Raw genomic sequence first — 21,877 nt, forward strand, 5'->3', positions numbered from 1 at the left:
TAGCGGATCGTGACGAGAGGGGAACCTGCCGGTGCCTCAACGACCGGGTACGCCTCGGCTGCTACGGCAGATCAACGACCGCGCGGCGCTGGAACTCCTCATCTCCAGGGGCCCGCTCACCAGGGCCGAGTTGGGAGAGCTTACCGGGCTGTCAAAGGTCACATCAGGCCAGCTTCTGGCCAGGCTGGAGACGCGCGGGCTGGTCACCGCCGCCGGGGAGCGCCCAGGCGGGCGCGGGCCCAACGCCGCGCTGTACGGCGTCAACCCCTCAAGCGCGTACGTCGCCGGCCTGGAGGTGCTGCCGGACGGCGTCACGGCGGCCGTCGCCGACATCACCGGCACGGTCGTCGCCCAGGTCACCGTGGACCCCACCGAGGCCCGTGATCCCGTGCGCATCGTCCACGAAGCCGTCCAGCGGGCCTGCGGGACCGCCGGGATCGAGGTGGCCCGGCTGCGCTGCTTCGTCATCGGCACGCGCGGAGTGGTCGACCCCGTCACCGGCGACGTGCGTTACTCGGTCGACCTGCCCACCTGGCACGTCGGCATCCTGGCCGGGCTGCGCGGCCTGCTCGGCGAATGCGTGATCATCGAGAACGACGTCAACCTGGCCGCGCTCGCCGAGCAGGCGTACGGCGCGGCGCGGGGCGCCGACGACTTCGTGATCCTCTGGACGGGTGTCGGCCAGGGCCTCGGCGTCATGCTCGGCGGCCGGTTGCACCGCGGCATCACCGGCGGCGCGGGCGAGATCGGCTGGCTGCCCGTCCCCGGGGAGCCGCTGCCGAGCGCGGTCACCGCGCCGCAAACCGGGTCGTTCCAGCGCCTCGTCGGGGGACAGGCGCTGCGGAACCTGGCCCGCGCGCACGGCGTCACCGCCGCCGACGACCCCGATCCCACGGTGGCCGACCTCGTCCGTACGGCCATCGACGCGGGCAGCGAGGCTTTCGTCGAGGACCTAGCAGGACGGCTCGCGGTCGGGGTCGCGGCGGTCGCCGTGGTCCTCGACCCGGGACTCGTCGTGCTCGGCGGGGACGTGGGCAGGGCCGGCGGGAGCCACCTCGCCGAGCGCGTGGAGGAGGCGGTGGCCCAGGTGTGCCCGAGCCGCCCGACGGTGGTGGCGACCGCGGTCGAGGGCAATCCCGTGCTCATGGGTGCGATCGTCGCGGCACTGGACCGAGCGCGCGAGGAGGTCTTCTCTGACACGGTCTGACGCCGGGCCGGTCATGGGTGCCCGGCCGCCCGGCGGCGGACGCGAGGCCGTCTACGCCGAGCCATCGCGTGCGGAGCCGGCGTGTGCGGAGCCGGCGTGTGCGGAGCCGTCGCGTGCGGAGCCGCCTTGAGTGGAGCCGCCCCGCGTCGAGCCGTCCGGGGCCGGTCGCCCTTGCGGAGGGCAGCCCAGGCGGCGGTACCTTCCGGGGGCCATGCCGTACTCGCGCTTGAACGCGTTGGCGAAGGCGAACTCCGAGCCGTAGCCGACCGCGCCGGCGATCTCGCCCAGCGTGGCGCCGGAGTCGCGCAGCATGCGCGCGGCCGTGCTCAGCCGCCACCACGTCAGATAGGTCAGCGGCGGCTGCCCGACGAGCCGGGTGAACCGGCGCGAGAACGCGGCGCGGGACAGCCCCGCGCGGCGGCCGAGGGCCTCCACCGTCCATGGGCGGGCGGGATCGCGGTGGATGCCGTCGAGTGCGGCGCTGACGGCCGGGTCGGCCAGCGCCGCGGCCCAGCCGCCGACCGCGCAGTGCTCGATCGAGACGTCGAACCAGGCCCGCAGGATGTACAGCAGCAGCATGTCCAGCAGCGCGGGCACCACCAAGGCAGCGCCCGGCCGCGGAGCGGCGATCTCGCCGCCGAGCAGTTCGACGGCGGCCCGCAACTCGGTGTCGTGCCCCAGCCTGGCGGGCAGGTGGATCATGGCGGGCAGCCCTCCGAGCAGCGGATGCACCCAGGAGGAGTCGAGCTGGTAGCCGCCGCAGAGCGTCACGGTGACGGGACCGCTGCCCTCCACGGAGGCCGAGGCGAACAGCTCGGCGTGGGCGAGGGGGTCGCCGTCGGGCTCGGTGACGGGGGTGCCCGGTGAGTCGGCCAGCGCGTAGCCGTGCCCGTGGGGGAAGAACAGCACGTCGCCCGTCGTGACCGCGATCGGCTCGCCCTCCGGCGGGATCACCCAGCACGAGCCCTGCAGCACCACCTGGAAACCCGCATAGCCGGGTGCCGGCGGAAACCGCTGCCCCCACGGCGCCGACCACTCGACACGCGCGGAACGGGGCACGCCCCTGCGCATGGAGGCGATCACGTCGCTCAGCACGTCCACCACGTGAGTCTAGTCCGCGAGACGATTACGCATGAAACAGGGACTCGGGCACATTGGACGCCTCACCTAGGGCTTCTAGGGTGGACGGCATGACGAAAGTCCTGGTCAGCGGAGCGACCACCACGATCGACCGGCCGGTAGGCGGGGAGGAGACCATGCGCGCCGCCCGCATCCACGAGTACGGCGACGCCTCCGTGATCTCGCTGGACGAGGTGCCGGTGCCGAAGCCCGGGCCGGGCGAGGTGCTCATCAGGGTGGCCGCCACGTCGTTCAACCCGTCGGAGGTCGGCCTGCGGATGGGCCTGCTGCGGGACGTGCTCGGCGGCACGCTGCCGCGCACGCTCGGCTCCGACGTGGCGGGCACGGTGGTCACCGGGGCGGGTGGCCTCGCCGTCGGGGACCGGGTGATCGGGCTCATCGAGGAGGCGGCGGCCGAGTACGCGGTGGCAAGGGCGAGTGCGCTGGTGAGGGCGCCGGAGCGGATTCCCCTGACGGACGCGGCGGCCGTGCCGGTGGCCGGGCTCACCGCGTGGCAGGCGGTCTTCGAACACGCCCGCGTCGGCAGCGGCAGCCGAGTGCTGATCAACGGCGCCGGTGGCGGCGTCGGGCTGTTCACCGTGCAGCTCGCCAAGCTCGCGGGCGCGCACGTGGTGGCGACCGCCGGGCCCCGCAGCGCCGCCGCCGTTAGGGCGCTGGGCGCCGACGAGATCGTCGACTACACCACCACCGCCCTGCCTGGCGGCAACGACGTGCTGATCAACCTGGTGCCCGGCGCCCCCGCCTCGGTGACGGAGCTGGCCGAGCACGTAGTCTCGATCACCCGGCTGATCGCGGACCCGCCCGCCGTCCACTTCGTGACCCGCAACGACCCTGGTCAGCTGACCGAGCTCGTGGCGCTGATCGACAAGGGCCTGGTGGACGTCAAGGCGGATGTTCGCCCGCTGGAGTCCCTGGCGGACGTGCACCGCGAAGCCGAGCGCGGCCTCGTCCGCGGGAAAGTCGTGCTGACGCCGGAGCCCCGGCGCGGGTGAGACGCCGCCCGGCGCACGCGCGGGGTGGCTCGGCGCCGCCCCTGGGCGCGCGGACCGGTCAGGAGCGGATGCGCAGGCCGCGGGGGGTCGGGTGGAAACCGGCGGCTTCGAGCGCCGCCGCGAGCGGGGAGTCGGCGATGGCCGTGCCGTCGGCCCGCTCGACCGTCAGCTTGCCCAGGGCTCCCCGTTTCACCGCGACGGCCAGTGCCTGGACGGCCGGGCGCAGGTCATCCTCGGACCCGAACGAGAGCAGGGTCTTCCCGCCGCGCTCGACGTAGAGGACCAGCGCGCCCTCCACCAGCACCACCAGCGCGCCGGCCTTGCGGCCGGGTTTGTGGCTCACGTCGTCGGCACGGTCCGGCCAGGGCAGGGCCGCGCCGTACGGGTTGGCGGGGTCGGTCGCCGCGAGCACGACCGCGTGGCGGGGCGGGGGCGGGGCGGGGACCGACCACAGGTCCTCGGCCGGGGCGGGACGCGTGGACGACATCGCGCGCATGCGGTCGACCGCCCCCGGCAGGGCGAACTGGGCGGCGCCCAGGCCCTCGACGAAGTAGCCCCTGCGGCACCGGCCGCTCTCCTCGAAGGCACGCAGCACCTGGTAGACGGCGGAGAAGCCGCCGGGAAGGCGCTCGGCCGTGATGCCGCCCCTCGTCAGCACGCCGTGCCGTTCCAGCAGGACTTCGGCCTGCGCGTGGGCCCGCTGGGTGGTGTCGGCCGATGGCGCGGGCAGCAGCCACCATCGGCCGCTCACGATCGGCGGGCCGCTTCTCGTCGGCAGCACCGCGCGGCGGCGCCTGGTCGTGGCGGGGCGGTGCGCGGGCCGTCCGGTGCCCAGCGTCGAGCGCAGCGGGGCGAGCGTGTCGCCGGTGACCCGGCCCGACCAGACGAGGTCCCACAGCGCCGCCGCGAGCGTCATGTCATCCGGCACCGCCGCGGTGGGCCGGGTGAAGGCGCCGGTACCGGCTGTTGTGCCCGGCGTGCCGGGCAGGGCCGCGGCGTCGGGCATGCCGGGCTGCGCTGTGGTGCCCGGCTGCGCTGTGGCGCCGGGCTGGGCTGTGGCGCCGGGCTGGGCTGTGGTGTCGGGCTGGGCTGTGGCGCCGGGCTGGGCTGTGGTGTCGGGCTGGGCTGTGGTGTCGGGCATGCCGGGCTGCGCTGTGGTGCCCGGCTGAGCGGGGGGCGTCCCCGCGGTGCCGGAGACGCGGCCGAGGATCCTGGCCCGGCGGGCCGCTGCGCCGTCCGGGCCCGACGGCGCAGCGCTCTCACCGGGCGCCGCCGCGGCGACCCGGTTGGACAGCTCGCGGAAGAACAGCGCGCCACCCCCGCTGAGGATCTCCAGGATGCGCTCGTGCAGCGGAGTCATGGTGATCTCCGACGGCGTGGGAAGCAGCAGCGGCGCGGTGTCGGCGAAGTACAGACCGACCCACCCGTCGCCGCCGGGCAGCGAACCCTGGCCCGCCCAGACGACCTCGCCGGAGGAGGTCAGCTCGTCGAGCAGAGCGGGGCTGTAGCCGGGCACCCGCGACGGCAGCACCAGCGACTCCAGCGCGGAGGCGGGGACGGCCGCTCCCTGCAGTCGTTCGATCGCCGTGATGAGGGCGTCCATCGACCGCGCTCCGGTCGGCGTGCCGCTCTGCGGGACGATGCCGTGCCACGCGGGCAGGAACGCCGCCAGCGTCTCCGGGGGGACCGGCTCGACCTCCTTGCGGAGCCGCGCCAGCGAGCGGCGTCGCAGCAGCCGCAGCACTCCCGCGTCGCACCATTCCTCACCACGGCCTCCGGGGCGGAACTCACCGGTGACCACCCTGCCCGCCGCCGCGAGACGGCGCAGCGCGCCGTCCACCACCGCGACGCCCATGCCGAAGCGGGCGGCGGCCGTGCCGGAGGAGAACGGCCCACGGGTGCGCGCGTGCCGCGCGACCAGGTCGCCGAGCGGATCGGGGGCGGCGTGCTGGCCGCCGGGCCCGCCGGGCCCGCCCGCGAGAGGCGCCTCGAGGAACTCGTGTGGCACGCCCACCGGCAACGGCGCACCGAGCGCGTCGCGCAGTCGCCAGGCGTCCTCGACGGCGGCCCATTGTTCGAGACCCGCCACGCGCACCCGGATGGCCCGGCGCGCCCGCTCCAGGTCGGTCAGCCAGGAGGGGTCGCCCTCGCGGATCGAGACGTCCTGGGCGAGCAGCGGGCCATGCGAGCGCAGCAGGTCGGCGAGGTCCTCGGCGTCACGCAACGGCCTGTCGAGCCGTGCCAGCTCCCGCTCGGTCTCGGCCACGACGTCCGGGTCGAGCAGCTCCCGCAGGTCGGCCTGTCCCATGAGCTCGGCGAGGAGCGAGGTGTCGAGGGCGAGTGCCTGCGCCCGGCGCTCGGCCAGCGGCGCGTCGCCCTCGTACATGAACGCGGCGATGTAGCCGAACAGCAGCGACGCGGCGAACGGGGACGCCTGGGAGGTCTCCACCTCGACCACCCGCACCCGGCGGGCGGCCAGGTCCCGCATGAGGTCCACGAGGCCAGGCACGTCGAAGACGTCCTGCAGGCACTCGCGCATCGTCTCCAGCACCACGGGGAACCCGGCGTACTTGCTCGCGACCCCGAGCAGATGGGCGGCCCTCTGGCGCTGTTGCCACAGCGGGCTGCGCCTGCCGGGCGAACGACGGGGCAGCAGGAGTGCGCGCCCCGCGCATTCCCGGAACCGGGAGGCGAACAGGGCCGAGCCGCCCAGCTCCTCGATCACGGCCTGTTCGATCTCCTCGGGGTCGAACACCGCGACGTCGGTCGGCGCGTCCTCGAAGGTGTCGGGCACGCGCAGCACGATGCCGTCGTCGGAGTGGACGGCCTGGACGTCGACGCCGTACCGCTCGCGCAGCCGCCGCCCGATGGCGAGCGCCCAGGGGGCGTGGATCCGCGCGCCGAGAGGGGAGTGGATCACCACGCGCCAGTCGCCCAGCTCGTCGCGGAACCGCTCGACCAGGAGCGTGCGGTCGTCGGGCACGTAGCCGGTCGCCTCCCGCTGCTCCGCCAGGTAGGCGAGCAGGTTGCCCGCGGCGTAGTCGTCGAGGCCCGCCGCACGGATCCGCGCGAGCGCGCCCGCCGCGTCGCCCCGGCCGCCCGCCCCCGCCGACGACAGCTCACGGAGGAAGGCGCCGATCGCCCGGCCCAGCTCGGCGGGGCGGCCCGGCGAGTCTCCGTGCCAGAAGGGCAGCTTGCCCGGCTGCCCAGGCGCGGGGGAGACCAGGACCCGGTCGGCGGTGATGTCCTCGATGCGCCAGGAGGTCGCGCCCAGCACGAACACGTCCCCGACACGGGACTCGTAGACCATCTCCTCGTCCAGCTCGCCCACGCGCGACGCCTTGTCGCCCACCAGGAACACGCCGAACAGCCCGCGGTCGGGGATGGTGCCCCCGTTGGTCACCGCCAGGCGCTGCGCCCCTGGGCGGCCACGCAGGGCGCCCGTCACCCGGTCCCACACGATGCGCGGCCGCAGCTCGGCGAACTCCTCGCTCGGGTAGCGCCCGGCGAGCATGTCGAGCGTCGCCTCCAGCGCGCTGCGCGGCAGTGTGGCGTACGGCGCGGCCCTGCGCACGATCGCCTCCAGCGAGTCGACCGTCCACTCGTCGAGCGCGGTCATCGCGACGATCTGCTGCGCCAGCACGTCGAGGGGGTTGCGCGGACAGCGGATCTCCTCGATCCGCCCCGTCCGCATGCGCTCGGCCACGACGGCCGTCTGGACCAGGTCTCCCCGGTACTTCGGGAAGATCACGCCTCGGGACACTGCCCCGACCTGGTGGCCGGCGCGGCCGATGCGCTGCAGCCCGCTGGCCACGCTGGGCGGCGCCTCGACGCAGGCGACGAGGTCGACCGAGCCCATGTCGATGCCCAGCTCCAGGCTGGAGGTCGCGACCACCGCCGGCAGGCGGCCGGACTTCAGCGCCTCCTCGATCTGCGACCGCTCCTCTTTCGAGACGGAGCCGTGGTGCGCCCGCACCACCTCGGGGAAGGCGCCGGCCGAGACTCCCGCCTGGGCCATGAGCTCGGACGGCATCGCGGCGGAGCCGCCCCGCCGGGCGTCCGCGCGTCCGGTGCCCGCCCCCGGCGCGTCGAGCCGGTCGGACCATCGCGCGTGCAACTCCTCGAAGGCCTCCGACCAGTGGGCCGGATCCCCTGGCGCCGCCTCCTCACTCCGCGAGTAGGCGGCCCGCCGTTCCCAGGACAGTTCGTTGAGCCGGGTGCACAGGCGCTCCGACAGCCGCCTCGAGTTGGCGAAGACGATGGTGGACCGGTGGGCCTCGATCAGGTCGAGGAGGCGCTCCTCCACATGCGGCCAGATGCTCGCGCGGTGCTCGGGCGACTCGCCGTCCGCGCCGGGCGGAGGCGGCGCGAGCTCGGTCATGTCCTCGACCGGGACCACGACGTCGACCTCGATGACCTTCTCGGAGGGCGGCTGCACGACGGCGGCGGGACGGGTCCCGCCGAGGAACGTCGCCACCTCCTCCACCGGCCGTACGGTCGCCGACAGCCCGATGCGCTGGGCCGGAGCGGGCAGCAGCGCGTCGAGCCGTTCCAGCGTCAGCGCGAGGTGCGCCCCGCGCTTGGTCCCGGCGACGGCGTGGATCTCGTCCACGATCACGGTCTGGACGCCGCGCAGCGCCTCGCGCGCCTGGGAGGTGAGGATCAGGAACAGGGACTCGGGTGTCGTGATCAGGATGTCGGAGGGCCGGGCGGCGAAGCGGCGCCGGTCCTCGGCGGCCGTGTCTCCCGAGCGGATGGCGACCGAGATGCCGGGCGCGGGCAGGCCCATCCGCAGCGCCGTCTGCCGGATGCCGGTGAGCGGGGCCCGCAGGTTCCGCTCGACGTCGACCGCGAGCGCCTTCAGAGGTGAGACGTACACGACCCGGCACGGCCGGGGCGGCTCCCCGTCCTTCTTACGGCCGCCTCGCGCGCCGCGCCGGCCTCCGGGCCGCCCCGCCTCGGACCCGGTGCGCTCATGCCCCGCCGCCTCGGGCAGGCGCCCCGCGGCCTGGCCGGCGGCCTGCCCGGCCGTGTGCTCGGTGGCGAGGCGGTCGATGGCCCACAGGAAGGCCGCGAGCGTCTTTCCCGACCCGGTGGGAGCGACCACGAGCGTGTTCTCGCCCCGGGCGATCGACGACCAGGCGCCTTCCTGGGCGGCTGTCGGCGACGCGAAGGCGCCGGTGAACCATTCCCTGGTCACCGGGCTGAAGTCGTCGAGCGAACCCACCCGCCCATCATGCATCGCGCCACCGACAGAAAACGCCGCGCCGTCAGCCCGCCGTCAGCCCGCCGCCAGGTCGGAGGCAAGTGGGGGCCATGACGGCCACAGCAGGCTGATCCCCGTACGACGCGACCCCTGGCCCACGGAGGGAACACGACATGTTCGGCAGGAGAAACCGCACCGACCGGCAGGACCTCGCCCATCAGGCCCGGCACGCCCGCCTGATCCGGTACGAGACGCTGCGGGCGCGGCGCGCGGAGTGGATCGGCTGGCGAAAATGGCTGCTTCCCTGATTTCGGTCTGGCATTACCCGCCATGCTGGGGACAGGCTTCCTCAGTATGGAAATCGACTACGCGGCCATCGAGGAGGAGCGCGCGCGGATCCGCGCGCGTTACCTCAGCGATCGCCGTGCCGCAAGCAGCGCGAGGGGCCTGCACCACTTCGCGCTTATCTCGTCAGACGTCGAGCGGACGATCCGCTTCTACCACGAACTCCTCGAGTTCCCGCTGACCGAGATCTTCGAGAACCGCGACTACCGCGGGTCCAACCACTTCTTCTTCGACATCGGCAACGGCAACCTGCTGGCCTTCTTCGACCTGCCGGGCCTCGACCTGGAGCCGTACAAGGAGGTTCTCGGAGGCCTCCACCACATCGCGATCTCGGTGGAGCGGGACGCGTGGGAACGCCTGCGCGGCAAACTCGACGCCGCGGGCGTGCCCTACCAGGTGGAGAGCGGCAGCTCGATCTACTTCCGTGACCCGGACGGCGCCCGGCTGGAGTTGCTCGCCGACCCGCTGGGCGAGATGTACGGCAGCAAGGTGATGTAGTCCCCTCCCACAGGGGAGGCCGCCGCGGCCGGGACGGCTCATCCCGGCCGCGGCGTCATACTGAACGCATGCGCCTCACAGACTTCTGGAACAGGATGCGCCGCCATTTCGGCGAGGCGTACGCGGAGTCGTGGGCGAAGGACTACGTGATCGCCGGGCTCGGCGGGCGCACCGTCGAGCAGGCCCTCGGTGAGGGCGTGGCGGCCAAGCAGGTCTGGCGCGCCGTCTGCCAGGAGGTCGACGTGGACCCCCGGCTGCGCTGACGCCGCTCCGCCTTTCCCGCTTCAACACGCCGTTCCACACCGTTCCGCCCTCTGCCGCGCGCTCTTTCCGCAGCCGCACAGGCTGCTCTCCGCCGCCTTCTACGGTCGTCGACGGCATGCACTTGAACGCTGGTTGAGACGTTGCTACCGTGTTGAACAGGTGAACACGGAGGAAGCTCATGGGCGAAGAACGTCTCACCCCTGACGAGGCGCTCCAGGAGATCGGGCGCGTGGACCAAAGGGTCCGGCGCTCCTCGCGCGGGCCCGGACGGGCGTACCTGTTCGTGGGACTGGCCACGATGGTCTACTGGCCGGCCATGTTCCTCGGCTTCCCACCGGTGCCCATGATCGCCGGAATCGGCTGGATCGTCCTGACGATCGCCCTGTGCGCGTACATGGCCCGGCTGCAGGTCCACGACCGGCTGATGAAATGGATCAACGGGCCGATCTCCGCGGCGTACGTGCTGACGATGACGCTGCCGTTCGTCGTCGGTGTCCTGCTGCTGCCCGACGAGCCCACGGGAGGCTGGACGGCGGTGGTGGTGGGGCTCTCCGTATTGGCCGGACTACCCCTGGTGTACGGTGGGCTCCGCCTGATGAGGAACCGATGACCACCCACCCCCGCCATGAGCTCGACGAGATCATCCATGCGCCGGTCCGGTTGTCGATCATGGCCGCTCTCGCCGCGGCGGACAAGGCCGACTTCCGCTTCCTCCGGGACACCATCGAGGTCAGCGACTCGCTGCTCAGTAAGCACATCCTCACCCTCGAAGAGGCCGGTTACGTCCACGTGGAGAAGACCTTCGTCGGCAAACGGGGGCGCACGTGGCTCTCGCTGACCGACGCGGGGCGTACGGCCTTCGAGACCTACATGAATGTTCTGCGACGAATTGTGGAGGCAGCCCCCCGTGCTTGAGATCGACGGCCTGCGGAAACGCTACGGAGACAAGACCGCGCTCGACGGAGTGGGCTTCACCGTGCGGCCGGGCGAGATGTTCGGATTCGTCGGGGCCAACGGCGCGGGCAAGACGACGACGATGCGCATCGTGATGGGCGTGCTCGAGACCGACTCGGGCGAGGTGCGCGTCGGCGGGCGCAAGGTGACGTACGACGACCGCCGCGCCTTCGGTTACATGCCGGAGGAGCGCGGGCTGTACCAGAAGATGAAGGTCGCGGAGCAGATCGAGTACTTCGGCAGGCTCCACGGGCTCACCCCGTCCGCCGCGCGCGCGGCCACGGCCGCCCTGATCGAGCGGCTCGGCCTGACGGATCGGCGCGACGACGCCGTCGAGTCGCTGTCGCTGGGCAACCAGCAGCGGGTGCAGCTCGCCGTGGCGCTCGTCCACGACCCGGCGGTGCTGATCCTCGACGAGCCGTTCTCCGGCCTCGATCCGCTGGCGGTCGACGCGCTCGCCCAGGTGCTGAAGGACCGCGCCGCCGCGGGCGTGCCGGTGATCTTCTCCAGTCACCAGCTCGACGTGGTCGAACGACTCTGCGACTCGGTCGGCATCATCTCCGCGGGCCGCATGGTGGCGCACGGCCCGGTGGCCGAGCTGCGGGAGCGGGAGGGCCGCGGGGTGCTGCGTGTCGTGGTCAGGGACGCCGCGCCCGGGTGGGCCGCCGGCCTGCCCGGCGAGCTGACCCGGGAGGGCGACCGCGACGTCCTGCTGTGCGAGGAAGGCGACGACCAGGCCATCCTCCGTACGGCGATCGGCGCGGGCAAAGTGGAGCACTTCGGTCGCAGGCAGCCCACGCTGACCGAGATCTTCAGGGAGGCGGTGGCATGAACGGGCTGATGCTGGTGGCCCAGCGGGAGATCCGCACCCGCGCCAGGACGAAGTCGTTCCTGGTCAGCCTGGCGATCAGCGCGGTCCTGGTGGCCGTGCTCGCGTTCCTGCCGAAGGCCCTGGGCGGTGACGACACCTACGACGTGGGCGTCGTGGGCGGCACGCCCGCGCCCGTCGCCCAACTGGTGTACTCCCCGCTGCCCGACGAGGCGGCGGCGCGCAAGGCCGTGATCGACGGCGACATCGACGCGGCCCTGGTGAACGGCGGCAAGGTCATCGCGAACGGCGAGCTCGACACCCGGCTCGGACTGATACTCGAAGCCGCCCACCGGGACGCCCAGATCAAGGCGGCCGGCGTCACGCTCACGCCGCTCCAGGTGGAGTCGGTCGGCGCCGACGCCAAGTATCAGAGCGTGCGCACCGGGCTGGCCACACTGCTCGTGATGGTGCTGTTCTTCCTGCTCGTCTACAGCGCGATGTTCGTCGCCATGGGAGTGGTGGAGGAGAAGGGCAGCCGCATCGTCGAGATCCTGCTCACCTCGGTGCGCCCCTGGCAGCTCCTCGGCGGCAAGATCGTCGGGCTGGGCGCGCTGGGGCTGGTCAACCTCGTCGTGATCATCGTCGTCGGCCTCGGGGCGTCCTTCGCGACCGGCTTCACAGCCGACCTGCCGCCGGGGATGGCGGGAATCGTCGTCAGCGCGCTCGTCTGGTTCGTGCTCGGCTACGCGTTCTTCTCGGCGGTCGCCGCCGCCCTCGGCTCGCTCGTCTCCCGGCAGGAGGAGCTCAACAGCGTCCTGACGCCGCTGACCGCGGTGATGATGCTCGCCTACGTCACGGCCTACTTCGCCGCCGTCGAGCCCACCGGCACGCTCGCGCGCGTCCTGTCGCTCGTGCCGCCGTTCTCCTCGATGGTCATGCCGGTGCGTACGGCCGCCATGGAGGTGCCGCTGGGGGAGATCCTGCTGGCCGGAGCGCTCATGGTCGTGGCCGTGGCCGCCGTCGTGCTGGGCGCGGCCCGTGTCTACGAGCGCGCGGTGCTCCGCACCGGCGCCCGGGTCAAGCTCGGCGAAGTCGTCCGCTGACCGGCCGGGCCCGGCAGGGTCAGGGGTGGCTGGAGAGCGTCCGGCTGATCATCTCGGCCGCGCGGCCGGGGTCGTCGGCGCTCTCCTGGCCGCCCGGGGCCCACAGGAACATCCATCCTTTCCCGGCGGGTGTGGCGAAGACGATCGTCTGCCTGCCGGTGCCCGGGTGCCGTACGGACAGGACCGGGTCGTCCGTGCCGAGCAGCCGCGAGGCGAGGCCGTGTTCGGACAGACGCGCCGCGAGTGCCGCGAGGTGGGCCAGGCGCTGCCGGCCGTAGTCGCCGGTGCCCGTCACGTGGCCCTCCAGCGGGAGATCCAGCTTTGCCTACCAGGATCGATCCAGGTCAGCGAACTGGCAACCATGGGAGGGTAACGCTCAAGGATGTAACGGCGGGGATGGGCCGCGTCCCTGGCCCGGGCCCGGCCGTTCCTGCATGTGATCGAACAGTCGTTCGGCTATATTGGACTGGTGCCGCCGGGTGCGCCGCCAGGTCGCCGTGGGTGCGGCGGGTTCCCCGCCCGCCTTCCCGGTGGTGTGCGGGAAGCTCCGGAAAATGTCGGTGGCACCCCGTAGTTTTTCGGTGACCAGCAGACGACCACCCTCCAGGGGGCACCCAATGGCAATCAACGACCGCGAGAAGGCCCTTGAGACCGCCCTCGCGCAAATCGAGCGGCAGTTCGGCAAGGGCACCGTCATGCGCCTCGGAGACGACGCGCGTGCCCCGATCGAGGTCATCCCCACCGGCGCGATCGCCCTCGACGTCGCACTCGGCATCGGCGGCTTCCCCCGCGGCCGGATCGTCGAGGTGTACGGCCCCGAGTCCTCCGGCAAGACGACGGTCGCCCTGCACGCCGTGGCCAACGCCCAGAAGGGCGGCGGCATCGCCGCCTTCATCGACGCCGAGCACGCCCTCGACCCCGAGTACGCGAAGAAGCTGGGCGTCGACGTCGACGCGTTGCTCGTGTCCCAGCCGGACACCGGCGAGCAGGCGCTCGAGATCGCGGACATGCTGATCCGCTCCGGCGCCGTCGACATCGTCGTGATCGACTCGGTGGCGGCCCTCGTGCCGAAGGCCGAGATCGAGGGCGAGATGGGCGACAGCCACGTCGGCCTCCAGGCCCGGCTCATGTCGCAGGCCCTGCGCAAGATCGCCGGCGCCCTGAACCAGACCCGGACGACCGCGATCTTCATCAACCAGCTCCGCGAGAAGATCGGCGTCATGTTCGGAAGCCCCGAGACCACCACGGGTGGCAAGGCGCTGAAGTTCTACGCGTCGGTGCGGCTCGACGTCCGCAGGATCGAGACGCTCAAGGACGGCACCGAGCCGGTCGGCAACCGGACCCGGGTGAAGGTCGTCAAGAACAAGATGGCCCCGCCCTTCCGCCAGGCCGACTTCGACATCCTGTACGGCATCGGCATCTCCCGCGAGGGCGGCCTGATCGACATGGGTGTCGAGCACGGGTTCGTGCGCAAGGCCGGCGCCTGGTACACGTACGAGGGCGACCAGCTCGGGCAGGGCAAGGAGAACGCCCGCAACTTCCTGAAGAACAACCCCGACATCGCCAACGAGATCGAGAAGAAGATCAAGGAGAAGCTGGGGGTCGGGCCCCGGCTCGACACGCCGAACGAGCCCGCCGCCGCTCCGGCGGCCTCGCCCGCTCCCGCGGCGGGCCGGGCGCCGGCCGCATCCGGCCGCGGCGCCAAAGCGGCCGCCGCGCCCAAGCCGGGTGACGTCTGAGCGCAGGCATGAGGCGTGAGGAGTCCCCCGGCCGGGACGACGGAATCAGGCCGGGGGACTGGAACTCTGGACCCTGGGGGGCGGACGGGGAGTCGTCCGGACCCGCCGTGGACGCGTCCGAGACGATCTCCGCCCTGCGGGCGGAGATCCGCAGGCGCTCGGGCACCCCTCGCGGCCGGCGTGGTGGTGACCGCGCCGAGGGCTTCGGCGACACCGCAGGCGGCGCCGGAGACGGCTCGGGTGGCGACACCTGGAACGCGGGCACACCGGGTGGCACACAGAGCGATGCCGGGAGCGATACAGGAAGCGGCGGCGTGGGCTTCGGCGCGGGCGGGCTCCGGGAGGAGCGCGACGGGTCGAGCCGGGAGGACGCCGGGTCCGGACGCCCGCGTCAGGGGCGCGGCAGGCGGCGCAGGGGAGACCGGGGCGAGTCACGCGAGTGGTCCGGCGGGTGGCCGCCCGACGGGCCGCAGAAGGGCAAGGGGCCGCAGAAGGGCACAGGGGCGGCCGAAGGGCCGCCTGCCGACCCCGAGGCGGTCGCCAGGGCCATCTGCTTGCGGCTGCTGACGATGGCGCCCAAGACCAGGGCCCAGCTAGCGGACGCGTTGCGCAAGCGGGACGTGCCCGAGGAGGCGGCGAACGCCGTGCTGGAGCGGTTCTCCGAGGTCGGGCTCATCGACGACGAGGCGTTCGCCGCCGCATGGGTGAGCTCCCGGCACGCCGGTCGCGGACTCGCCGGTCGCGCGCTCGCCCAGGAACTGCGACGTCGCGGCGTCGCGGAGGAGACGGTCAAGGACGCCGTCGGGCGGCTCGACCCCGACGAGGAGACCGAGACCGCGCGCCGGCTGGTGGAGCGGAAGCTGGCCGCGACCCGAGGGGTGGAGCCGCAGGCGCGCATGCGACGCTTGGTCGGCATGCTGGCTCGCAAGGGCTACTCGCCGGGCCTGGCCTTCCGGGTGGTCCGAGAGGCGATCGAGGCCGAGGGAAGCCCGTCGGATGGGCTTCCGGATGCCTTCGAGTGATCGATAGCACCATGCAAAAGTCGCTTGACAGGGTATCTTTGCTTGCTCGTTACCTCTCCGACGCTTAATCTCGACCGCAGTGAGGAGTTACTCCGCGCAGCGCGGATTGCCATAACGGTGTACCCAACGGACGAGAGACTTTGACCGGCCTCCGGGCCATATCGGCCGCCCCTCGGGGCGTCCGGGCATTGCGACCATATTTGTCCTGGTGACGCCACCGGGCGCTGCCGTGCTGCGCGTGTAACCCCTGCCGAGAGTTGCCGAGAGGGGTGAGCGCATGGACACGGTCGTGATCGTACTTGCGGTTGCGGTGGTGCTGCTGGCTCTCGTGATGATCGCCGCCCTTGTCATAGTCATGCGCCGCACCGGCGGTGTCGTCGCACCGCCCGGCCCTACACCCGAGCAGCTCGCCGAGGTGAAGGCCGAGGTCAACGAGGAGCTCGAACGCGCCAGACACGAGGCCGAAGAGATCCGTACGAAGGCGGAGCGGGACGCGGGGGAGATTCTCAAGAAGTCGGAGACACTGGCCGAGAGCGCCGCGCTGATGCGCAAGGAGGTCGAGGAGGAGACGCGCGTCCTCAAGACCGAGCTCAAGGAGCTGCGCTCCGACCTCGAACGCCGCGAGAACCGGCTGGCCGAGCGTGAGCAGCGGCTCGACGAGGAGGCGCGCAGGCAGACCGAGCGGGCCCGCAAGCTGGCCGAGACGGAGACCGAGCTGGCCGACCGCCGCGAGGAGCTGGACCGGGTGGCCGAGCGGCGGCAGGAGATCCTGGAACGGGTGGCCGGCCTGACGGCCGACCAGGCCAAGGCGGAGCTGGTCAAGGAGATCGAGAACCAGGCGAAGCGCGAGGCCGCGCTGATCGTCCGGGAGATCGAGGGCGAGGCCAGGCGTGAGGGGGAGAAGCGCGCCTGCAAGATCGTGACGCTGGCTGTGCAGCGGGTCGCCACCGAGCAGACGGCCGAGTCGGTGGTGAGCGTCCTCCATCTGCCCGGCGACGAGATGAAGGGCCGCATCATCGGCCGCGAAGGCCGCAACATCCGGGCCTTCGAGTCCACCACCGGCGTCAACCTGATCATCGACGACACGCCGGAGGCGGTGCTGCTGTCGTGCTTCGACCCGGTCCGCCGGGAGACGGCCCGGCTGACGCTGGAGAAGCTCGTCCTCGACGGCCGGATCCACCCCCAGCGCATCGAGGAGGCGTACGAGCGCAGCAAGGCCGAGGTGCTGGACCTGTGCGTGCGGGCCGGAGAGGACGCGCTGGTCGAGCTGGGCATCACCGAGATGCATCCCGAGCTGGTCACCCTGCTGGGCCAGCTCCGCTACCGCACCTCCTACGGCCAGAACGTGCTCAAGCACCTCATCGAGTCGGCGCACATCGCCGGCATCATGGCCTCGGAGCTGCGGCTCGACCGTGACCTCGTCAAGCGCTGCGCGCTGCTGCACGACATCGGCAAGGCGCTCACCCACGAGGTCGAGGGCAGCCACGCGATGATCGGCGCGGAGATCGCCCGGCGGTACGGCGAACACGAGGACGTCGTCCACGCCATCGAGGCGCACCACAACGAGGTGGAGGTCAGGACCGTCGAAGCGGTTCTCACCCAGGCCGCGGACGCGATCAGCGGCAGTCGTCCCGGCGCCCGGCGCGAGTCCCTGGAGGCGTACGTCAAACGGCTGGAGCGCCTGGAGGAGATCGCCCAGTCCTACGAGGGCGTGGACAAGGTCTTCGCGATGCAGGCGGGCAGGGAGATCCGGGTCATGGTCCGGCCGGACAACGTCGACGACATCCAGGCCCAGGTCATCGCGAGGGACGTCGCCAAGCAGGTCGAGGAGGAGCTGACCTACCCCGGCCAGATCCGCATCACCGTGGTCCGCGAGTCCCGCGCCACCGAATTCGCTCGCTGACGCGCTCCCCGGCTCGAAGGACAGTGCCCCTCGTCGCCAGTTCATGACGACGAGAGGGTTCTTTCTCTCCGTCGTCCCGGAGGAGCGCGGCGACAGCGCCGTCTGGGCAGGGTCGCTCGGCCTGACGACGCGCATGGCCTGCGCAAGGTGGTGCGCGCGCGGGGCCGCCCGGCGGCCGTGGGGGCCGCCGGGTGTCAGGCGCGGGTGTCAGGCGCGGCGGGCGGCCCAGACGGTGCGCTCGGTCCGTACGGCGAGATCCTCGCGGCGGAGAATGCTGGTCGGGCTGTCGGTGTCCAGGAGTTCGTCCAGCGCGGCGAGATCCTCGGGGCCGAGGGCGGGCGCGGCGACACCGCGGATGCGCCGCAGGCTGCTCAAGGCGTAGCGGCCGACCGCTTCGCTGCGCTTTCCTTCGATGTCGACGGTGATCGTGCGCATGTCCTCGACGGTGAAACCGGCGGCCGTCAGCATCGGGCCCCAGTCGGCGCCGCGGTGCGGAACGTGCTCGGCGTGGAAGCTGTCGGTCGCCGCATGGGCACGGTCTTCGAGCCCGGGCCGGCTCTCGGGGGCGTGGGCGGGCAGGAAGCGAGGGAAGCCCGCGAGTTCGACGAGGGCGAACAGGCCGCCGGGGGCGAGCAGGTCGTGGACGTTCCTGAGAGCGCGGCCGGGGTCGGCCATGTGGTGCATCGAGGCCGAGGCCCACACCAGATCCGGCGTGCCGAGGTCGGGCCAGTGGCCGGCGTCGAGGTCGGCCCGCACGGTCCGTACGCGCTCCTCGGCTCCGCGGGCGCGTGCCCGCTCGCGCAGGCGCTGGAGATGCCCGGGCGAGGTGTCGACGGCGGTGACATGGGCGCCGGGGAAGCGTTCGAGGAGCGCGAAGGTGCCCGCGCCGGTGCCGGAGCCCAGGTCCACGATCTGGCGCGGCTCGCTCTTCAGCGGCAGCCAGGCGGTGATGGAGGCGGTGTGCTCGGCGAGCACCTCGGCGTCCAGGTCGAGGATCTCCGCCTGCCCCGCGTCGCCGTGCCCGTGGTCGCCAGGATGGTGACCAGGGTGGTGGCCGGAGTGATGGCCGGGGTGGTGGCCGGAGTGATGGCCGGGGTGGTGGCCGCCTTCGTCATGGTGGGCGGTGTGCCGGTGTGTTCTGGGCATGGCGTCACCGTAAGCCCGTCATGCGCCTGCCGCACTACCGCTTGCGGGATACGCAAGAAGATGGCGCGGCGCGCTGCCCGGCACGCAAGAACCCCCCAGGAGCCGGGCCGATCATGGTGCGGTCACTCGCGGGAGCCCTGGCCGGCTTCGGAGCCGTCGGCGTCCTTCTGGTGTCCGCGGCGGGCGTCGCGGTCGAAGATGCCCAGGATTTCGCATGGCCCGCCTCCGGCGCCGATGGCGTGCGGCATCATGGTGGGGAACTCGGCGGCCTGGTCGGTCTCGATGCGATAGCGCCGGTGGCCGAGCATGAGGATGGCGGTGCCGGACAGCACGACGAGCCATTCGCGGCCGGGGTGGGCGCGCATGCGGGCCGGGTTGTCGGGCGGAGGGCCGGTCAGCCGCTGGCGCATGACGCTCATGCCGGGGTCGCCCTTGATGGGCCAGCGCATCAGGCCGTGGGCGGCGTCGATCATCGGACTGATGACGACGTCGTCGGCGGCGTTCTCCACGAGCTGGTCCAGCGTGGTGTCGAGCGCGCGGGCCAGGGTGACGAGCTGATCCAGGGCGAGGCGGCGCCGGCCGTTCTCGATGCGGCTCAGTGACGACTGGCTGAGGTTGGCGCGGGTGGCCAGCTCCTCCAGTGACCAGCCCTGCGCGACCCGCAGCGCGCGGATCCGCTTGCGTACGAGGCTGTCCAGCTGTCCGTCGTCTTGCGTCACGGGCCAAATGCTATGCCGCGCGGGCCGCTGTCCAGCGGCCCGCGCGGCAGGCAAGACGGGCAAGGTGTCGAGAGTGACCTCGGCGATCACGCCGATCGCGGTGGCTCCGTGATCGGCGTGATCGCTACTGAAAGACCCGGCTAGGCCTTACGGCCGAGCGCGTCGGCGAGGTCCTTGAGCGCGTCCGCCAGCGTCGCCTGCGCGGCGACGGAGGCGTCCAGCTGGTTGGAGACGGCCCGAAGCTGTGCCACGGCGGCGTTCTTCTGCGGCCCGTCGGCGAACCGCTCGGCCCGGTCGACGAACTTCTCCACGTTGGCGGCGGTGTTCTTCTGCATGGTGCCGGTGCGCAGCGCCTGCGCGTAGTACGCCCGCACCAGCGGGAAGCTCGCCGGCCACGTCACCCGCGGCTGGTGCTGGCTGTTGAAGGTGGCGAAGGTGGCCGTGGCCGCCGCGTCGATCTCGGCCTGGTCCAGGTGCTCGCTCGGGAGCAGCTTGAACGCGTCGAAGCCGCGGGCGATCTCGCTGCCGTAGACGTGGCCGTTGTAGTAGTACGCCGACCAGAAGCCACCGAGGAGCAGCGAGGTCGTGCTGATCGGGCCGCGGTCGAAGTACGCGATCTCGTGCGGGTTGGCCGAGTCGGTGAAGTCGAACATCGAGACGCCGCCCTGGTACCAGGCCTGGACCATGATGTCCCTGCCGGGCACGGGAACGAGCGACCCGTTGTGCGCGACGCAGTTCTCCTGGTTGGTCTGCGCCACCGGCAGCTTGTAGTAGCTGCGGAACTGCATCTTGCCGTCGACGATGTCGAAGATGGCGTTGGCGCCCCACGACGGCTCGTCGGTCACCCGGCACCGGGCCCCGCTGCCGCCACCCCACTCGTCAGTGAAGATGACCTTCGTGCCGTCGTTGTTGAACGTGGCCGAGTGCCAGTAGGCGAAGTTGGGGTCGGTGACCGCGTCGAGCCGCTTCGGGTTGGCCGGGTCGGAGATGTCGATCAGGATCCCGTTGCCGGCGCACGCGCCGGCGGCCAGGCCGAGCTCGGGGTAAGCCGTGATGTCGTGGCAGTGGCTGGTGACGGGCGACGGCGACCAGGTCGAGCCGGACGGGTGCCGCGGGGTCTGCGGGGTGTTCTGCAGACCGTTGATCGCCCCGGTCACCGGGTCGGTGAAGAGACGCGGCGTGGAGACGATCTCCGCGCTCTGCGGCGCGGCCACCGGCACCTTGATGACCTCGATACGCCACTGGGCGGTGTTCGGGTCGGTCGCCGCGGTGTTCGCGCAGCCCGCGAGCTCGGAGCCCGAGCGGATGCTCGACGTGCCCTGCACGTAGACGTACACGTTGGCCGGGTCGTTCTTGCTCGTGACCAGGGTGTGCGTGTGCGAGCCGCGGCAGGTCTGCACGGCCGCCACCTGGGTCGGCCTGCTGATGTCGCTCACGTCGAAGATCCGGACACCGCGGAAGCGGTCCGGGTTCACCGTGCCGCTCGCGCCCTGGGTGCCGCAGTCGAGCCGGCCCCGGGTCTCCTCGACCGACATGAACAGCAGGTTGCCGTACACCGACAGGTCGCCCTGGCCGCCGGGGCACACCACGGAGGTGGTCAGGACGGGGTTCGCGGGGGCGGATACGTCGTAGATGTTGAAGCCGTTGAAGTTGCCGACGAACGCGTACTTGCCGCTGAACGCCAGGTCGGAGTTCGCGAACGACGAGTTCCCCGGGTTCGAGGCCTGGTAGAAGCCCTCCGGCTTGTCCAGGTGGGCCAGGAGCTCCAGGCCCTGGCTCGCCTGCTGGGCGTCCAGCCAGCCGGCTCCGAGGCCGGCTCGCGGATCGGCGTCGTCGGCCATGGCGGTGGCGGGCATGATGCCCACCAGGACCGCCCCGGCCGCGACGACTCCGATCTTCTTAAGTCCAGCACGCCCCCAACGTGCTGCCGCACGGGTGATTCTCAAGGGTGGTACCCCTCCTTGTGTTTCTGTGATTCCGGTGTGACCCATTGCGCGAGCAACAGATCCCCGGGTCCGGCCCGACCCAATAGATCTATGCGGCGTTTGGGGGACACTAACTTAAATCGGGTTATATGTGCTATACCCCTACACATCCTCCGGTTTGGCCGGTCCCCCCCACCGCCGATAAGCGAGCCCAGGTCATGATCTCCACCACCTCGTCCCGGCAGCTTCTGGCCCTCGTGCTGGCGGCCGCCGCGATCAGCGCCTGTACGGCCGAGACCGCCGGGAAGGCAGCGGAGAAGGCCGGGGTGAACGTCGTCCAGCCGGGTGCGCCGGGGCAGGACAGCAAGGTCCTGCCGGCCGACGAGGTGCCGAAGGCGGACGACGGGGAGTACACCGACGCCGACGTGCGGTTCATGCAGGGGATGATCCGGCATCATTCCCAGGCCCTGCGCATGACCGGGCTCGTCGCCGGCCGCAGCGGCAGCGAGGACCTGCCGCGTTTCGCCAGGCGGATCGAGATCTCCCAGCAGGACGAGATCGACCAGATGGTGCGCTGGCTCAGGGACCGGCTCCAGCAGGTCCCGAGCGTGGGCTCGGGCGCGGGGCACGACCACGGCGGCGGCGCGCTCATGCCCGGCATGCTCAGCGAGGAGCAGTTCGCCGAGTTGGAGCAGGCCAAGGGGGCGCGGTTCGACCGGCTCTTCTACGAGTACATGATCCAGCACCACCTGGGCGCGCTGACGATGGTGGAGGGGCTCTTCGGCGACGGTGGCGGCGAGGAGGCGGAGATCAACAAGTTCGTCACCCACGTCGACGCCGACCAGCGGATCGAGATCGACCGCATGCGCGGCCTCCTCGCCCGGATGGACGGGTGAGCGGCTC

At 72.0% G+C, this 21,877-nt stretch carries 19 protein-coding genes; 13 read left to right on the forward strand and 6 right to left on the reverse strand.

Features of this window, described 5'->3' with window-relative positions:
- Positions 1-31 precede the first annotated feature (31 nt).
- Positions 32-1,207 carry an ROK family protein gene (locus HHX31_RS00930; protein ID WP_169944137.1) on the forward strand — a complete coding sequence of 392 codons (1,176 nt, stop codon included), beginning with the start codon at positions 32-34 and terminating at the stop codon, positions 1,205-1,207.
- A 51-nt stretch (positions 1,208-1,258) separates the two neighbouring features.
- Here HHX31_RS00930 and HHX31_RS00935 read toward each other — a convergent pair whose 3' ends face one another.
- Positions 1,259-2,308 (reverse strand): AraC family transcriptional regulator, encoded by a 1,050-nt coding sequence (locus HHX31_RS00935; protein ID WP_169944139.1) that lies wholly within the window; start codon positions 2,306-2,308, stop codon positions 1,259-1,261.
- Positions 2,309-2,397: 89 nt separating this feature from the next.
- Between HHX31_RS00935 and HHX31_RS00940 the strand changes: the two genes are divergently transcribed.
- Positions 2,398-3,339 carry an NADP-dependent oxidoreductase gene (locus tag HHX31_RS00940; protein WP_249345318.1) on the forward strand — a complete coding sequence of 314 codons (942 nt, stop codon included), beginning with the start codon at positions 2,398-2,400 and terminating at the stop codon, positions 3,337-3,339.
- A gap of 58 nt (positions 3,340-3,397) precedes the next feature.
- Here the strand turns inward: HHX31_RS00940 and HHX31_RS00950 are convergent, their stop codons facing one another.
- A complete protein-coding gene (locus HHX31_RS00950) occupies positions 3,398-8,581 on the reverse strand; it encodes a DEAD/DEAH box helicase (protein WP_249345320.1) in 5,184 nt (1,727 codons plus the stop codon).
- 137 nt (positions 8,582-8,718) lie between these two features.
- On the opposite strand from HHX31_RS00950, the gene HHX31_RS34895 reads away from it, so the two are divergent.
- The 7 genes from HHX31_RS34895 to HHX31_RS00980 all read left to right on the forward strand — a co-directional run bounded on the left by HHX31_RS34895 (position 8,719) and on the right by HHX31_RS00980 (position 12,520).
- The gene (locus tag HHX31_RS34895) at positions 8,719-8,853 is read left to right on the forward strand and encodes a hypothetical protein (protein WP_283244361.1); all 135 of its coding nucleotides are present in this window, start codon (positions 8,719-8,721) and stop codon (positions 8,851-8,853) included.
- Positions 8,854-8,899: 46 nt separating this feature from the next.
- A complete protein-coding gene (locus HHX31_RS00955) occupies positions 8,900-9,388 on the forward strand; it encodes a VOC family protein (protein WP_169944141.1) in 489 nt (162 codons plus the stop codon).
- A gap of 68 nt (positions 9,389-9,456) precedes the next feature.
- The gene (locus HHX31_RS00960; protein WP_169944143.1) at positions 9,457-9,651 is read left to right on the forward strand and encodes a DUF3046 domain-containing protein; all 195 of its coding nucleotides are present in this window, start codon (positions 9,457-9,459) and stop codon (positions 9,649-9,651) included.
- Positions 9,652-9,830: 179 nt separating this feature from the next.
- Positions 9,831-10,262, forward strand: coding sequence for a hypothetical protein (locus HHX31_RS00965; RefSeq protein ID WP_169944145.1), 432 nt, complete (start codon positions 9,831-9,833; stop codon positions 10,260-10,262).
- Positions 10,259-10,567 carry a transcriptional regulator gene (locus HHX31_RS00970; protein ID WP_169944147.1) on the forward strand — a complete coding sequence of 103 codons (309 nt, stop codon included), beginning with the start codon at positions 10,259-10,261 and terminating at the stop codon, positions 10,565-10,567. Before HHX31_RS00965 ends, HHX31_RS00970 begins: the two co-directional genes overlap by 4 nt.
- On the forward strand, positions 10,560-11,438 hold the full coding sequence (locus tag HHX31_RS00975) for an ATP-binding cassette domain-containing protein (RefSeq protein ID WP_311931043.1): 879 nt from the start codon (positions 10,560-10,562) through the stop codon (positions 11,436-11,438). The genes HHX31_RS00970 and HHX31_RS00975 overlap by 8 nt, the downstream gene beginning before the upstream one ends.
- Complete coding sequence (locus HHX31_RS00980; protein ID WP_169944150.1) at positions 11,435-12,520, forward strand: ABC transporter permease; 1,086 nt, start codon at positions 11,435-11,437, stop codon at positions 12,518-12,520. Before HHX31_RS00975 ends, HHX31_RS00980 begins: the two co-directional genes overlap by 4 nt.
- Positions 12,521-12,539: 19 nt before the next feature.
- Here the strand turns inward: HHX31_RS00980 and HHX31_RS00985 are convergent, their stop codons facing one another.
- Positions 12,540-12,815 carry a hypothetical protein gene (locus tag HHX31_RS00985; RefSeq protein ID WP_311931045.1) on the reverse strand — a complete coding sequence of 92 codons (276 nt, stop codon included), beginning with the start codon at positions 12,813-12,815 and terminating at the stop codon, positions 12,540-12,542.
- A 322-nt stretch (positions 12,816-13,137) separates the two neighbouring features.
- Here HHX31_RS00985 and recA point away from each other — a divergent pair, with 322 nt between their 5' ends.
- The 3 genes from recA to rny all read left to right on the forward strand — a co-directional run bounded on the left by recA (position 13,138) and on the right by rny (position 17,184).
- The gene (gene recA, locus HHX31_RS00990) at positions 13,138-14,259 is read left to right on the forward strand and encodes a recombinase RecA (protein WP_169944152.1); all 1,122 of its coding nucleotides are present in this window, start codon (positions 13,138-13,140) and stop codon (positions 14,257-14,259) included.
- A gap of 314 nt (positions 14,260-14,573) precedes the next feature.
- Entirely contained in the window at positions 14,574-15,281 is a 708-nt protein-coding gene (gene recX, locus HHX31_RS00995) for a recombination regulator RecX (protein WP_396710002.1), read from the forward strand.
- A gap of 277 nt (positions 15,282-15,558) precedes the next feature.
- Positions 15,559-17,184: a ribonuclease Y gene (gene rny, locus HHX31_RS01000; RefSeq protein WP_169944156.1), complete on the forward strand. Its 1,626-nt coding sequence runs from the start codon at positions 15,559-15,561 to the stop codon at positions 17,182-17,184.
- A 207-nt stretch (positions 17,185-17,391) separates the two neighbouring features.
- On the opposite strand, the gene HHX31_RS01005 is transcribed toward rny, so the two are convergent.
- From HHX31_RS01005 to HHX31_RS01015, 3 genes are all read right to left on the reverse strand, one after another.
- On the reverse strand, positions 17,392-18,330 hold the full coding sequence (locus tag HHX31_RS01005) for a trans-aconitate 2-methyltransferase (RefSeq protein ID WP_169944157.1): 939 nt from the start codon (positions 18,328-18,330) through the stop codon (positions 17,392-17,394).
- 122 nt (positions 18,331-18,452) lie between these two features.
- Complete coding sequence (locus HHX31_RS01010) at positions 18,453-19,049, reverse strand: XRE family transcriptional regulator (RefSeq protein WP_311931049.1); 597 nt, start codon at positions 19,047-19,049, stop codon at positions 18,453-18,455.
- A gap of 140 nt (positions 19,050-19,189) precedes the next feature.
- Positions 19,190-20,995: an LVIVD repeat-containing protein gene (locus tag HHX31_RS01015; protein ID WP_211589140.1), complete on the reverse strand. Its 1,806-nt coding sequence runs from the start codon at positions 20,993-20,995 to the stop codon at positions 19,190-19,192.
- A gap of 197 nt (positions 20,996-21,192) precedes the next feature.
- On the opposite strand from HHX31_RS01015, the gene HHX31_RS01020 reads away from it, so the two are divergent.
- Positions 21,193-21,870, forward strand: coding sequence for a DUF305 domain-containing protein (locus tag HHX31_RS01020; RefSeq protein ID WP_169944161.1), 678 nt, complete (start codon positions 21,193-21,195; stop codon positions 21,868-21,870).
- The last annotated feature ends 7 nt before the right edge of the window (positions 21,871-21,877 follow it).

The organism is Microbispora sp. H11081 (assembly GCF_012999535.1).
Lineage (GTDB): Bacteria > Actinomycetota > Actinomycetes > Streptosporangiales > Streptosporangiaceae > Microbispora.